This is a genomic window from Enterobacter cloacae complex sp. HYC033_NIDB, assembly GCF_056673335.1.
On sequence record NZ_CP115123.1, the window covers coordinates 3724091 to 3737782 of the forward strand.

Genomic DNA, 13692 nt, shown 5'->3' on the forward strand with positions numbered 1-13692 from the left:
TATTTCATTATGCACGCAGACGCGCGAGAAATAAAAAAGGCGCTTTTAAAAGCGCCTTTTTTTGTCAGTCAGAGACTTATTTCGTCACGTCTGCACCAAACCACTTCTCAGAAAGCGCCTTCAGGCTACCGTCTTTCTGCATCTCAGCAATGGCGCCGTCGATGGCTTTCAGCAGATCCTCGTTACCTTTACGCACCGCCACGCCGGATTCCTGACGGGAGAACGCATCACCCGCGACAGCCAGGGTATTGTTGGTTTTCTTCACCAGATCCAGCGCTGCCAGGCGGTCAACCAGAATGGCGTCAATACGGCCTACGCGCAGATCCTGGTATTTCGTCGGGTCATCATCGTAGGTACGGATGTCCACGCCCTGCACATTCTGGCGCAGCCACTCCTCGTAGTTGGTGCCCAGACCGACGCCGACTTTCTTACCTTTCAGATCCGCTGCGGATTTGATACTGCCTTCGTTACCTTTCTTCACCAGCGCCTGAATACCGGACACGGTGTACGGCGTGGAGAAGTCATACTTCTTCTTACGCTCGTCAGAAATGGTTACCTGGTTAATCACCACGTCAATACGTTTGGAATCCAGTGACGCCAGCATCCCGTCCCATTTGGTGGGTTTCAGGGAGGCTTTAACGCCGAGGTGTTTTGCCAGCTCCTGCGCAAACTCCACTTCAAAACCGGTCAGTTTACCGTCGTCGCCCTGGAAGCTGAACGGAGGATAGGTTCCTTCCAGCCCAACCAGCAGCGTGCCGCGCTCTTTAACTTTGTTGAGCAGATTCTCTGCCGCGAACGTTTTCACGCTCATCCCCGCGACCAGCGCAACGGCCATCATCCCCATCAGCGCCTGACGACCCAGAAGTGCTAATTTCATAAGTACCCCGATACAGTGGAATTTTTGAGTAGTGTAGAGAAATCGCCTGCAACGTCAAAGGCGGCTGCGCTACATCTTATTCTTTTTTAATATATATCAGAAGTTGTTCCGGCGCGGACTTTCTGCTTTATGACGCCCGGCATCTGGACTTTATATTGCGCGTACTTTCGCAGCGCGATGCGGTAATTATTGGTACTGGTGGCGGGCAACCAGGGTTCCAGATTTTCATCCAGGTATCCGGTCGTCAGCAGATCGCGGGAGATATTTTGCATGGTCAAATGCTGACCCAGGCGGCGCAGGCGAACCACGTATTCACGCACGGTGCCGTGACTCATCTCCGTTTGTTCAAACAGGAATTGCTTGAAGCCGATAATATCGAAGAAGTCGCTTTGCTCTTTGCAATGGAGATCGCCACAGAAACGGCAAAGCGCTACCCACTCTTTTTGCTCTTCAAGCCAGGCGGCTTCATCCATCAGCGTGTCGAGGCGGGAAATCGCAATCTTATTCACGATTTCACCGCGACGAACCAGCGTGATGCGGTCGAGTAATTTTTTACAGTGGGCGCAATGCGTCTGGCTGTGTTTAAAGTCTTTCAGGTAGCGGCTTAAAGGCCGTCTTTTAGATTGCTGCACCGTCATGATAACTCCTGGTTGTCAATACGTTGTGCGGCATTTCCAAGGCGAATAACTCACCTATAACTTACCCAGTTTTGTGCGCAGGCGTTTAATGGCCTGGCTGTGCAGCTGGCTCACCCGAGACTCGCCCACCTCCAGCACGGCGCCAATCTCTTTGAGATTGAGCTCTTCCTGGTAATAGAGGGTTAACACCAGTTGCTCACGTTCCGGTAAAGCTTCGATCGCTTCCATCACGCGCTGGCGTAAATTCCCTTCCAGTAAATGGTGTAACGGGTTTTCTTGCTGATGTTCATCGGTCACCAGCTCGATGCTATCGCCATGCTCTTCGCGCCACTCATCATAAGAGAAGAGTTGGCTGTTATTGGTATCGAGCAACATCTGGCGATACTCTTCAACAGGAATGCCCAGACGCTCCGCTACTTCGGTTTCCGTCGCGTTGCGCCCCAGCTCCTGTTCCAGCTGCCCCATCGCATGCGCCACTTCGCGCGCGTTGCGGCGAACGCTGCGCGGCACCCAGTCGCGGCTGCGCAGCTCGTCCAGCATCGCACCACGAATACGCTGCACTGCGTAAGTCGTAAATGCCGTTCCTTGCAGAGCGTCGTACCGGTCAACTGCATTCAATAACCCGATACCGCCCGCCTGTAGCAGATCGTCCAGTTCCACGCTCGCCGGCAAACGCACCTGGAGGCGCAATGCTTCGTGACGCACCAGCGGAACATAACGCTGCCACAGCGAGTGTTTATCCATTACACCTTCAGCGGTATAGAGTGAATTCACGATAAACAGCCCTGCGTTAGTTGAGTTATCGGCATGATTATCCGATTCTGGAGGGGTTTTAATCGGGTGAATAGTGGGTGAAATGAGGGGTTATTTGGGGGGTTACGCGTAAATGCGGACAGAAAAAACCCCGCCGAAGCGGGGTTTAAGCGTCATCAGGCGATTAGCCTTGCAGCAGAGACAGAACCTGCTGAGGAACCTGGTTAGCTTTGGACAGCACGGAGTTACCGGCCTGCTGAACGATCTGCGCTTTAGACATGTTGGACACTTCGGTCGCATAGTCGGCGTCCTGAATACGGGACTGCGCTTCAGACAGGTTGGTGGTGGTGTTGTTCAGGTTGGTTACGGCAGAGCTCAGACGGTTCTGTACCGCACCCAGTGAAGAACGGAATTTATCAACATCAGAGATAGCAGCATCCAGTTTATCTAAAGGATCCAAATTCAGATCGCTCAGCGCAGTATTTGCAGCCGCAGCCGCAGTCACTTTACCAGTGCTGTCAATGGTCGCTGAAGTAAAGGTATTAGCAGCAGAATCATAAACTGCATATGCGTTATTGCCGCTCGTATCTTTATATGAAACCAGTGACTCAGTTGCACCTAAAGTAGTTGTATCAACAGCAATTTTTGCGCTTACAGTGTCTGTTGCTGCTGCAACAGAAGATACGGAACCAGATACCGTGCCAGCTGTATCTGCATTAAATTTGATGGTATTTGCTGTATAATCGACCGTTGCTGCGTAATACTTATCATCACTGCCTTTAACAAAATAATTACCTGCATCATCTTGAACTAAAGAATCACCAGTTGCTGTAGTATTCGTAGTCCCTGTATTGCTAACTGTGGCGGAAGCAAAATCTACAGTAGCATTTAACTTAGTACCATTACTGACGGTTGTAGCAAGTTTGGTGGCATCGAAACCAGTCAGACCCAAAGTTGAGGCTGTGATTTTTTTCAGATCAATGGTAATGTTTTGCCCATCATTGGCACCAACCTGAATTTGCATAGAACCGTCTTTAGCCAAGACATTGACACCGTTAAATTGGGTCTGTCCTGAAACACGGTCGATTTCATCCAGTCGAGATTGAATTTCATCCTGGATTGAAGACAAATCAGTTTTAGAGTTCGTACCAGTAGAGGCCTGAACGGTCAGTTCACGAACACGCTGAAGGTTGTTGTTGATTTCAGACAGCGCGCCTTCAGTGGTCTGCGCCAGAGAGATACCGTCGTTAGCGTTACGTGCAGCCTGAGTCAGACCTTTGATGTTAGAGGTGAAGCGGTTAGCGATAGCCTGGCCCGCAGCGTCATCTTTCGCGCTGTTGATACGCAGACCAGAAGACAGACGCTCGATAGAAGAAGACAGAGCGGACTGGTTCTTGTTGATGTTGTTCTGAGTGATCAGCGAGAGGCTGTTGGTATTAATGACTTGTGCCATGATTTCGATTCCTGTTGTTCATCAAATCTGTTTGGTTAGATTTGGGTTTCCACCCTTCGGCTTCATCGCCGTCAAAGGTGTTATCGTCTGGTCCAAACCAACCTTTAGATATTTTTTCAGGATCGCGTTAATTTTTTTAGCCACGGAAAAGCTCTTCTCTATTACCGTTATTCCCGCCATTAAAAAAAAGAAATTAACCGTAAACTTTCCCCCATTAAGGCCGATAACCCCACTATTCGTTCTACGTGTCGATAGATTAAGGAATAAATATGGCAAGTATTTCATCATTGGGGATTGGTTCGGGTCTTAAGTTAGCAGACATTCTGGATAGTCTGACCACGGCCGAAAAAGCACAGCTGACGCCAATTTCCAAACAACAGACATCGTATACCGCCAAGCTGAGCGCTTACGGCACGTTGAAAAGTTCACTGGAAGCGTTTCAGACCGCCAACACCGCGCTGAATAAAGCCGATCTGTTTACAGCGACCAGCACGTCGAGCAGTACCACGGCATTCAGCGCCACCACCACCGGCAGCGCGATTGCCGGTAAATACACCATCAGCGTGTCGCAGCTGGCGCAGGCGCAAACCCTGACGACCAAAAACGCGCAGCCGGATACCAAAACGGCCATTGCCACGGCTGACAGCAAGATCACCTTTACCGCCGGTAACGGTAAAGATCCGGTGACCGTCGATATCAGCGCGGCAAACTCCTCGCTGACCGGCATTCGCGATGCGATTAACAAAGCTGACGCCGGCGTGACCGCCAGTATTATTAACGTCGGTAATGGTCAGTACCGTCTGTCCATCACCTCCACCGAAACCGGGGCGGACAACGCGGTCAGCATCAGCGTGAGCGGCGACAGCGCCCTGCAATCCTTTATGGGTTACAACGGCACCAGCACCGACGCCAGCAACGGCATGACAGAAAGCGTCACCGCGCAGAACGCCAAGCTGAAGGTGAATAACGTCGATATCGAAAACAGCAGCAACACCATCAGCGATGCGCTGGAAGATATCACCCTGAACCTGAACGATGTCACCACCGGTAACCAGACGCTGACGATCGCTAAAGATACATCGAAAGCGGAAACGGCGATGAAAGCCTGGGTGGATGCCTACAACACCCTTCAGGACAGCTTTGCATCATTAACCAAATATACGGCGGTTGATGCGGGTACAGATGCGCAGGATTCCAGCAACGGTGCCCTGCTCGGAGACAGTACGCTGCGTACTATCCAGACGCAGCTGAAAACCATGCTGGGCAACTCCGTCGGCGGAACCGCCTATAAAACGCTGTCTCAGGTCGGCATTACCTCCGATCCAAGTACGGGTAAGCTGGAGCTGGACAGCGACAAGCTGAAAAAAGCGCTGACGGATAACCCGTCTGCCGTGAAAGATTTGGTTGTGGGTGACGGTAAAACCACCGGGATCACTACCACCATGGCCACCCATCTGACTGACTGGCTTTCCAGTAAAGGCATTATCCAGGCGGCCAAAGATGGCGTCAGCAAAACGCTGAACAAGTTAACGGATCAATATAACGCCGTGAGCGAACGTATTGACGCGAGAGTGGCGCAGTACAAAGCCCAGTTTACCCAGCTGGACGTACTGATGACCTCGCTGAACAACACCAGCAGCTACCTGACGCAGCAGTTCGAAAATACGTCCAGCAACAAGTAGTAAACGCTAATCAGACCCGAGGGGGATAACATGTACGGCGCAAAAGGCACGCAAGCCTACGCAAAGATAGAAGTTGAAAGCGCGGTGATGAGCGCCAGCCAGCAGCAGCTGGTTATCATGCTATTTGATGGAGCCCTCAGCGCGCTGGTACGCGCGCGTCTGTTCCTGGCAGACGGTAATATCCCGGCAAAAGGGCTGGCGCTCTCAAAAGCCATCAACATTATCGAAAACGGGCTGAAGGTTGGCCTGGTGGAAAATAACGGTGATGAGCTTACGCAAAACCTGATTGCCCTTTATGCCTATATGGTACGTCGCCTCCTGCACGCCAACGTGAATAACGACGCCAGCGCCATCGAAGAGGTGGAAAACTTGCTGCGCAATATCGCTGACGGGTGGAAGGAGGTTGCCGGTACGCCACAACTGATGCAGGACGCCGTCTAATGAGTAACGCACCGCAACTTTATGCCCTTTATCAGCAACTCCTTGAGCAGAGCCAGTTGATGTTGCGACTGGCCCGGCAGGGACTATGGGATGATCTGATCATCTGTGAAACCGACTATGTTAATGCGGTGCACTCACTGGCTCGTCTCACTCAGGAAAGTGAGCCTTCGATGCAGATTCAGGAGCAGCTTCGCCCGACGCTGCGGGTGATCCTGGACAACGAAGGCCAGGTAAAAACGTTGCTGCAAGCCAGAATGGATGAACTGGCGAAGCTGGTTGGGCAATCCTCCATCCAGAAAACCGTTCTCTCCACCTACGGTAACCAGGGCGGTCATGTCCTGGTTCCGCAAAGTAATAGCGATATTAATTAGCCATTTAACTGGCGTTCGAGCGTTAACCGTTTCGTTCGCCAGGCATTTCTGCCAAACCTGCTCCATACTTGAGTTTCGCGACCTCATGGAGATGGTGCATGCGCAACCCAACACTTTTACAATGTTTTCACTGGTACTACCCCACCGGCGGTGAACTGTGGCGAGAAGTCACGGCATTAGCCCCCAACCTGAACGAAATCGGCATCAATATGGTCTGGTTACCGCCGGCATATAAGGGGGCATCCGGCGGCTATTCCGTCGGGTATGACTCTTATGACCTTTTCGACCTCGGTGAGTTTGACCAGAAAGGCAGCGTCGCCACCAAATACGGCGATAAAGCCCAGCTGCTGGAGGCCATCAACGCCTTAAAAAGCAACCAGATTGCGGTGCTTCTGGACGTGGTGGTCAACCATAAAATGGGGGCCGATGAAAAGGAACCCGTCCGCGTGCAGCGCGTGGATGCTCAGGATCGCACCCAAATCAGCGATGAGATCATCGAATGCGAAGCCTGGACGCGCTACACCTTCCCCGTTCGGGCCGGGCAGTATTCGCAGTTCATCTGGGATTACAAATGCTTCAGCGGTATCGACCACATTGAAAACCCCAATGAGGACGGTATCTTCAAAATCGTGAACGACTACACCGGCGAAGGCTGGAACGATCAGGTCGACGACGAGATGGGCAATTTCGATTACCTGATGGGTGAAAATATCGATTTTCGCAACCATGCGGTGACGGAGGAGATCAAATACTGGGCGCGCTGGGTGATGGAGCAAACCCACTGCGACGGCTTCCGCCTGGACGCGGTAAAACACATCCCGGCCTGGTTCTATAAAGAGTGGATTGAGCACGTCCAGGAGGTGGCCCCGCAGCCGCTGTTTATCGTGGCGGAATACTGGTCTCACGAAGTGGATAAATTGCAGCACTACATCAATCAGGTGGACGGTAAAACCATGCTGTTTGATGCGCCACTGCAAATGAAATTTCACGAAGCCTCACGCCAGGGACGCGACTACGATATGAGCCAGATTTTCACCGGTACGCTGGTGGAAGCCGATCCGTTCCATGCCGTGACCCTGGTAGCCAACCACGATACCCAACCCTTGCAGGCGCTGGAAGCCCCGGTTGAAGCCTGGTTCAAACCGCTGGCCTACGCGCTCATCCTGCTGCGTGAAAACGGCGTGCCGAGCGTATTCTACCCGGATCTTTTTGGCGCCAGCTATGACGACACCGGCGGGGATGGCGAGACGTATCACATCGATATGCCGGTGATTGAACAGCTCCACGAGCTGATCCTCGCCCGGCAGCGTTTTGCCCACGGCGTGCAGACGCTCTTTTTCGACCATCCAAACTGCATTGCGTTCAGCCGCAGCGGGACTGAGGAGCACCCGGGCTGTGTGGTGGTGCTGTCAAATGGTGATGACGGCGAGAAGACCATCTGCCTCGGGGAAAATTACGGCAATAAGACCTGGCGTGATTTTTTAGGCAACCGCGAGGAAACCGTGACCACGGCGGCGGATGGCGAAGGGACGTTCTTCTGTAACGGGGGAAGCGTCAGCGTCTGGGTGATTGAGGACGCGCTGTAGTGCTGGGAAAGTGCGGCCTGATGCCCTCACCCCGACCCTCTCCCACCGGGAGAGGGAGCAAACCCTAAAAACGGCAATATGATTGCCGTTTTGCTTTTACCGCTACGGAAGCTTACTCTCCAGCGGATTCTTGCTCAGGTAATCTGCGCATTCCACCGTTGGACGGTCAACCTTGTACAGTTCCATACCGTCATACTCCAGCGCCGCCCCATCACGCTCCAGCGGATAGACATCCAGCTTACGGGTCACGTTGTAATAATCATCTGAACGCAGCATGATCTTACCCGGCACCGCGATAACGCGCTGCCACTGACGGCAATCCAGCGTATCCCCCTCTGGCGTCACCACCAGCGTGGCGATCGCTTCCGGGCTCACCATCGCGCTCTGCGGCCCTTTCGACTGCCAGTAACCTGCCAGTTGCGAAGGTACCGGGTGCTTAATCACTTCCTGATAGTTATCTACCTGAACACATCCCGCTAACGTCAGCATCGCAGCCACAATTGCTACTTTTTTCATCATCTTTCCTGCATGCGAAGAAAAAAATATTGTGGCATTAAAGCCATCAGGCTGCCAGCGTAAGATAGGTATTGATTAAACCTGCATCCCCATCACTTCCTGGTATGCCGACACCAGCTTGTTACGCACCTGCAACCCCATCTGCAATGACACCGACGCTTTTTGCAGATCGGCCATCACATCGTTGAGCGCCACGCCGGGTTCGCCAAGGGTAAATCTCTCAGCCTGGGTACGGGCCGCGTTTTGCTTGTCGCTGATCAGGTCCAGCGCCGCATGCAGTTGACCGGCGAAGCTAACGCCCGGCGGCTGGTCAGCCACGCTCTGATTACGGGCGGTCATCGCCGTTGCCTGTAACTGACTGAGTACCCCTTCAATGCCCTGTATAGCCATGACTCTCCCCTGGATGGTTTTTTACGAGGTCAAGACTAACAGCTTGTCAATAAGATAATGGCGGTAAATAGCGTTAAAAAACCAGGTTATTTGACGCATAGAAAATCCCGAATCATCAAATAATGGCAGGGCCATCAGTATGGAACTTTTGTCGTGTTTGCCGACCCGGGAGTCAGTTTTGTTTCTCTACACGAATAACGTAAACCACCAGGATTTAAGAGGTGCGCAATGAGTGCGACAGCAGCATCGACAGCGCCACAGAATAAATCACTCGAGTGGATGAACCGCCTTCGCGCCAACCCTAAGATCCCGTTGATTGTGGCAGGCGCTGCCGCCATTGCGATCGTTGTCGCGATGGTCTTATGGGCAAAAAGCCCGGATTACCGCACGCTCTACAGCAACCTTTCCGACCAGGATGGCGGTGCCATCGTCACCCAGTTAACCCAGATGAACATCCCGTATCGCTTTGCCGATAACGGTGGTGCGCTTGAAGTACCGGCAGATAAAGTGCACGAGCTTCGCCTGCGTCTCGCCCAGCAGGGGCTGCCAAAAGGCGGCGCGGTTGGGTTTGAGCTGCTGGATCAGGAAAAATTCGGCATCAGTCAGTTCAGCGAGCAGGTTAACTATCAGCGCGCACTGGAAGGTGAGCTGGCCCGTACGATTGAAACCTTAGGCCCGGTGAAAAGTGCCCGCGTGCACCTGGCGATGCCTAAGCCGTCCCTGTTTGTCCGTGAACAAAAGTCCCCTTCGGCCTCTGTGACCGTTAACCTCGAACCTGGCCGTGCGCTGGATGAAGGGCAGATCAGCGCCGTCACGCACCTGGTCTCCAGTGCGGTGGCCGGTCTGCCGCCGGGTAACGTTACGCTTGTCGATCAGAGTGGTCATCTGCTGACGCAGTCCAACACCGCCGGGCGCGATCTCAACGACGCTCAGCTGAAATACGCCGCGGATGTGGAAGGCCGTCTCCAGCGTCGCATCGAAGCGATTCTGGGCCCGGTGGTCGGCAGCAGCAACGTACACGCGCAGGTCACCGCGCAGATTGATTTCTCGAATAAAGAACAGACCGAAGAGCAGTACGCTCCGAACGGGGATGCCTCCCGCGCCGTGTTACGCTCGCGTCAGATCAATGAGACGGAACAGGTCGGCGGCCAGTATCCTGGCGGTGTGCCGGGCGCGCTCTCTAACCAGCCTGCGCCTGCCAACGCCGCGCCAATCTCCACCCCGCCGGCAAACCCGCAGAACGGTCAGCAAACGAATCAGCAGACGACCTCGACCGCGAACAGTACCGGCCCGCGTAACAGCAGCCGTAACGAAACGACCAACTACGAAGTCGACCGGACTATCCGCCATACCAAACTGAACACGGGCGATATTCAGCGTCTCTCTGTTGCCGTGGTGGTGAACTACAAAACGCTGCCGGACGGTAAACCGCTGCCGCTCACGGCGGAGCAGATGAAGCAGATCGAAGATTTGACCCGCGAAGCGATGGGCTTCTCTGAAAAACGTGGCGATACCCTCAACGTTGTGAACTCACCGTTCAACCCGGTGGATGAGACCGGTGGCGAACTGCCGTTCTGGCAACAGCAGGCGTTCTTCGATCAGCTGATGTCCGCAGGTCGCTGGCTGCTGGTGCTGATTGTCGCGTGGCTGCTGTGGCGTAAGGGCGTTCGTCCTCAGCTACAGCGCCGTGCTGAAGCCGAGAAAGCCGCGCTGGAACAGAAGAACGCGCGTCCGGACGAGGAAGAAGCGGTTGAAGTTCGTCTCAGCAAAGATGAACAGATGCAGCAGCGCCGTGCTAACCAGCGTATGGGCGCAGAGGTGATGAGCCAGCGCATTCGCGAAATGTCAGATAACGATCCGCGCGTCGTCGCGCTGGTCATCCGCGGTTGGATGGGTAACGAACATGAGTAATACGCTTACAGGCACCGATAAGAGCGTCATCCTGCTGATGACCATTGGCGAAGATCGTGCGGCGGAGGTGTTTAAACACCTCTCCCAGCGAGAAGTGCAGATCCTCAGCGCGGCGATGGCCAACGTGCGCCAGATCTCCAACAAGCAGCTGACAGAAGTGCTGGCGGAGTTTGAGCAGGAAGCCGAGCAGTTTGCCGCGCTCAACGTCAACGCCAACGAATACCTGCGCTCCGTGCTGGTTAAGGCGCTGGGCGAAGAGCGCGCCGCCAGCCTGCTGGAAGATATTCTCGAAACGCGCGACACCGCCAGCGGGATCGAAACGCTCAACTTTATGGAGCCGCAAAGCGCCGCCGATCTTATTCGCGACGAGCACCCGCAGATTATCGCCACCATTCTGGTCCACCTCAAACGGGGCCAGGCGGCCGATATTCTGGCGCTGTTCGACGAGCGTCTGCGCCACGACGTAATGCTGCGTATCGCCACCTTCGGCGGCGTCCAGCCAGCCGCGCTGGCGGAGCTGACCGAAGTGCTGAACAACCTGCTCGACGGCCAGAACCTCAAGCGCAGCAAAATGGGCGGCGTGAGAACGGCAGCGGAAATCATCAACCTAATGAAAACGCAGCAGGAAGAGGCGGTTATTACGGCGGTACGCGAGTTCGACGGCGAGCTGGCGCAGAAAATTATCGACGAGATGTTCCTGTTCGAAAACCTGGTCGAAGTGGACGACCGCAGTATCCAGCGCCTGCTTCAGGAGGTGGACTCCGAATCGCTGCTTATCGCCCTCAAAGGCGCCGAGCAGCCGCTGCGCGAGAAATTCCTGCGCAACATGTCCCAGCGTGCGGCCGATATCCTGCGCGACGACCTGGCCAACCGTGGCCCGGTGCGTTTGTCTCAGGTGGAAAACGAACAGAAAGCGATCCTGCTTATTGTTCGTCGTCTGGCAGAAACCGGCGAGATGGTGATTGGCAGCGGAGACGACACCTATGTCTGATGAACTGTCGTGGAAGCGCTGGACGCCTGACGACCTCTCCCCTCCCACCGCAGAGTTCACCCCTGCCGTTGTGTCGTCCGACGAGGGCGACGCCGGGGCGGGCATCCCCGAGCTGAGTGAAGAGGAACAGCGCGCCCAGATGCTGGCCCAGATGCAAATGCAGGCGCACGAGCAGGGCTTCAACGCCGGGATGAACGAAGGCCGTCAGACCGGGCACGCACAGGGTTATCAGGAAGGGCTGGCGAAAGGTTTAGAGCAGGGCATCGAGCAGGCGCGCCAGCAGCAGGCGCCGCTGCATGCCCGCATGCAGCAGCTGGTGAGCGAGTTTCAGCACACGCTGGATGCGCTCGACAGCGTGATTGCCTCGCGCCTGATGCAGATGGCGCTGGAGGCGGCCCGTCAGGTGATCGGCCAGACGCCGGTAGTGGATAACGCCGCGCTGATTAAGCAGATCCAGGCCCTGCTCCAGCAGGAGCCGCTGTTCAGCGGCAAACCGCAGCTGCGCGTTCATCCTGATGATTTGCAGCGCGTGGAAGAGAGCCTCGGCGCGACGCTGAGCCTGCACGGCTGGCGGCTGCGCGGCGATCCGTCGCTCCATCACGGAGGCTGTAAGGTCTCGGCGGATGAGGGCGATCTGGATGCCAGCGTCGCGACCCGCTGGCAGGAACTGTGCCGCCTGGCGGCACCGGGAGTCATCTGATGACCGCTCGCCTTACGCGCTGGCTTAACACGCTCGATAATTTTGAAACGAAGATGGCGCAGCTGCCATCCGTTCGTCGTTATGGACGCCTGACGCGCGCCACCGGTCTGGTCCTGGAAGCCACTGGGCTGCAACTTCCGCTCGGCGCCACCTGCGTGATTGAGCGTCAGGACGGGGGGGAGACGCGTGAAGTGGAAAGCGAAGTGGTCGGGTTCAACGGTCAGCGCCTGTTTCTGATGCCCCTTGAAGAAGTGGAAGGGATTTTGCCCGGCGCCCGCGTCTACGCGAAAAACATCAGCGGTGACGGCCTGCAAAGCGGCAAACAGCTCCCGCTCGGTCCGGCGCTGCTGGGCCGCGTGCTGGACGGAAGCGGCAAACCGCTCGATGGCCTGCCCTCCCCTGATACCACCGAAACCGGCGCGCTGATCACCCAACCCTTCAACCCGCTGCAACGCACGCCAATCGAGCACGTACTGGATACCGGCGTGCGGCCGATTAACGCCCTGCTCACCGTGGGACGCGGCCAGCGTATGGGGCTGTTTGCCGGCTCCGGCGTGGGTAAATCGGTCCTGCTCGGCATGATGGCGCGTTATACCCAGGCGGACGTTATCGTGGTTGGCCTGATTGGTGAGCGTGGTCGCGAAGTCAAAGATTTCATCGAAAACATTCTGGGTGCGGAGGGCCGCGCCCGCTCGGTGGTGATCGCCGCGCCTGCGGACGTGTCGCCGCTGCTGCGTATGCAGGGTGCCGCCTACGCCACGCGTATTGCGGAAGATTTCCGCGACCGGGGCCAGCACGTGCTGCTGATTATGGACTCCCTGACCCGCTACGCGATGGCGCAGCGTGAGATTGCGCTGGCCATCGGCGAGCCGCCCGCGACCAAAGGCTACCCGCCGTCGGTCTTCGCCAAGCTCCCGGCGTTGGTTGAGCGCGCGGGGAACGGCATCAGCGGCGGCGGCTCCATCACCGCGTTCTATACGGTACTGACCGAAGGCGATGACCAGCAGGACCCGATTGCCGACTCCGCGCGAGCGATCCTCGACGGCCATATCGTGCTGTCGCGCCGTCTGGCCGAAGCCGGGCACTACCCGGCAATTGATATTGAAGCCTCGATCAGCCGTGCGATGACGGCCTTGATCACCGAGCAACACTACGCCCGCGTGCGTAACTTCAAACAACTGCTCTCCAGCTTCCAGCGCAACCGCGATCTGGTAAGCGTCGGGGCGTACGCCAAAGGCAGCGACCCGATGCTCGATAAAGCGATTGCCCTGTGGCCGCAGCTGGAGGCATTTCTGCAACAGGGTATTTTTGAACGCGCCGACTGGGAAGATTCCCTCCAGGCACTGGAGCTGATTTTCCCGCAGGTGTAACACAGGTGGAGGG

The 13692-nt window shown here is 55.6% G+C and carries 14 protein-coding genes; 8 read left to right on the top strand and 6 right to left on the bottom strand.

Annotation, left to right across the window (positions count from 1 at the left end; all coding sequences use genetic code 11):
• Window positions 1-76: 76 nt before the first annotated feature.
• From tcyJ to O1721_RS17975, 4 genes are all read right to left on the bottom strand, one after another.
• Window positions 77-877, bottom strand: coding sequence for a cystine ABC transporter substrate-binding protein (gene tcyJ / locus O1721_RS17960; protein WP_003859627.1), 801 nt, complete (start codon window positions 875-877; stop codon window positions 77-79).
• An 86-nt stretch (window positions 878-963) separates the two neighbouring features.
• Window positions 964-1515: a flagella biosynthesis regulatory protein FliZ gene (fliZ, locus tag O1721_RS17965; protein ID WP_015570235.1), complete on the bottom strand. Its 552-nt coding sequence runs from the start codon at window positions 1513-1515 to the stop codon at window positions 964-966.
• Between the two features lie 54 nt (window positions 1516-1569).
• Window positions 1570-2289 (bottom strand): RNA polymerase sigma factor FliA, encoded by a 720-nt coding sequence (locus tag O1721_RS17970; RefSeq protein WP_003859623.1) that lies wholly within the window; start codon window positions 2287-2289, stop codon window positions 1570-1572.
• Window positions 2290-2452: 163 nt separating this feature from the next.
• Entirely contained in the window at window positions 2453-3721 is a 1269-nt protein-coding gene (locus tag O1721_RS17975; protein ID WP_023294951.1) for a FliC/FljB family flagellin, read from the bottom strand.
• Between the two features lie 269 nt (window positions 3722-3990).
• Between O1721_RS17975 and fliD the strand changes: the two genes are divergently transcribed.
• The 4 genes from fliD (at window position 3991) to amyA (ending at window position 7801) form a co-directional block, all read left to right on the top strand.
• Complete coding sequence (gene fliD, locus O1721_RS17980; RefSeq protein WP_017693218.1) at window positions 3991-5403, top strand: flagellar filament capping protein FliD; 1413 nt, start codon at window positions 3991-3993, stop codon at window positions 5401-5403.
• 30 nt (window positions 5404-5433) lie between these two features.
• Entirely contained in the window at window positions 5434-5844 is a 411-nt protein-coding gene (gene fliS / locus O1721_RS17985; RefSeq protein WP_003859616.1) for a flagellar export chaperone FliS, read from the top strand.
• The gene (fliT, locus tag O1721_RS17990; protein WP_006811148.1) at window positions 5844-6215 is read left to right on the top strand and encodes a flagella biosynthesis regulatory protein FliT; all 372 of its coding nucleotides are present in this window, start codon (window positions 5844-5846) and stop codon (window positions 6213-6215) included. Before fliS ends, fliT begins: the two co-directional genes overlap by 1 nt.
• 98 nt (window positions 6216-6313) lie before the next feature.
• Window positions 6314-7801 carry an alpha-amylase gene (amyA, locus tag O1721_RS17995; RefSeq protein ID WP_003859614.1) on the top strand — a complete coding sequence of 496 codons (1488 nt, stop codon included), beginning with the start codon at window positions 6314-6316 and terminating at the stop codon, window positions 7799-7801.
• Window positions 7802-7903: 102 nt separating this feature from the next.
• On the opposite strand, the gene yedD is transcribed toward amyA, so the two are convergent.
• Together yedD and fliE are read right to left on the bottom strand one after the other, a co-directional pair.
• Entirely contained in the window at window positions 7904-8317 is a 414-nt protein-coding gene (gene yedD / locus O1721_RS18000) for a lipoprotein YedD (protein WP_003859613.1), read from the bottom strand.
• 75 nt (window positions 8318-8392) lie between these two features.
• Entirely contained in the window at window positions 8393-8707 is a 315-nt protein-coding gene (fliE, locus tag O1721_RS18005) for a flagellar hook-basal body complex protein FliE (protein WP_023294952.1), read from the bottom strand.
• 228 nt (window positions 8708-8935) lie between these two features.
• Between fliE and fliF the strand changes: the two genes are divergently transcribed.
• Genes fliF through fliI form a run of 4 tightly spaced genes read left to right on the top strand, consistent with a single transcriptional unit; the run spans window position 8936 to window position 13679 of the window.
• Window positions 8936-10618 carry a flagellar basal-body MS-ring/collar protein FliF gene (gene fliF / locus O1721_RS18010; RefSeq protein WP_017383346.1) on the top strand — a complete coding sequence of 561 codons (1683 nt, stop codon included), beginning with the start codon at window positions 8936-8938 and terminating at the stop codon, window positions 10616-10618.
• Window positions 10611-11609: a flagellar motor switch protein FliG gene (fliG, locus tag O1721_RS18015; protein ID WP_003859608.1), complete on the top strand. Its 999-nt coding sequence runs from the start codon at window positions 10611-10613 to the stop codon at window positions 11607-11609. Before fliF ends, fliG begins: the two co-directional genes overlap by 8 nt.
• Window positions 11602-12309: a flagellar assembly protein FliH gene (gene fliH, locus O1721_RS18020; protein WP_032648798.1), complete on the top strand. Its 708-nt coding sequence runs from the start codon at window positions 11602-11604 to the stop codon at window positions 12307-12309. Before fliG ends, fliH begins: the two co-directional genes overlap by 8 nt.
• On the top strand, window positions 12309-13679 hold the full coding sequence (gene fliI, locus O1721_RS18025; protein WP_017693144.1) for a flagellar protein export ATPase FliI: 1371 nt from the start codon (window positions 12309-12311) through the stop codon (window positions 13677-13679). The genes fliH and fliI overlap by 1 nt, the downstream gene beginning before the upstream one ends.
• Window positions 13680-13692 lie beyond the last annotated feature (13 nt).

Coding starts and splice junctions, on each gene's coding strand:
- yedD (WP_003859613.1), bottom strand. CDS start 8,317: ATGAAAAAAGTAGCAATTGTGGCTGCGATGCTGACGTTAGCGGGATGT.
- amyA (WP_003859614.1), top strand. CDS start 6,314: ATGCGCAACCCAACACTTTTACAATGTTTTCACTGGTACTACCCCACC.
- O1721_RS17975 (WP_023294951.1), bottom strand. CDS start 3,721: ATGGCACAAGTCATTAATACCAACAGCCTCTCGCTGATCACTCAGAAC.
- fliG (WP_003859608.1), top strand. CDS start 10,611: ATGAGTAATACGCTTACAGGCACCGATAAGAGCGTCATCCTGCTGATG.
- fliZ (WP_015570235.1), bottom strand. CDS start 1,515: ATGACGGTGCAGCAATCTAAAAGACGGCCTTTAAGCCGCTACCTGAAA.
- fliD (WP_017693218.1), top strand. CDS start 3,991: ATGGCAAGTATTTCATCATTGGGGATTGGTTCGGGTCTTAAGTTAGCA.
- fliH (WP_032648798.1), top strand. CDS start 11,602: ATGTCTGATGAACTGTCGTGGAAGCGCTGGACGCCTGACGACCTCTCC.
- fliF (WP_017383346.1), top strand. CDS start 8,936: ATGAGTGCGACAGCAGCATCGACAGCGCCACAGAATAAATCACTCGAG.
- fliT (WP_006811148.1), top strand. CDS start 5,844: ATGAGTAACGCACCGCAACTTTATGCCCTTTATCAGCAACTCCTTGAG.
- fliS (WP_003859616.1), top strand. CDS start 5,434: ATGTACGGCGCAAAAGGCACGCAAGCCTACGCAAAGATAGAAGTTGAA.
- tcyJ (WP_003859627.1), bottom strand. CDS start 877: ATGAAATTAGCACTTCTGGGTCGTCAGGCGCTGATGGGGATGATGGCC.
- fliI (WP_017693144.1), top strand. CDS start 12,309: ATGACCGCTCGCCTTACGCGCTGGCTTAACACGCTCGATAATTTTGAA.
- fliE (WP_023294952.1), bottom strand. CDS start 8,707: ATGGCTATACAGGGCATTGAAGGGGTACTCAGTCAGTTACAGGCAACG.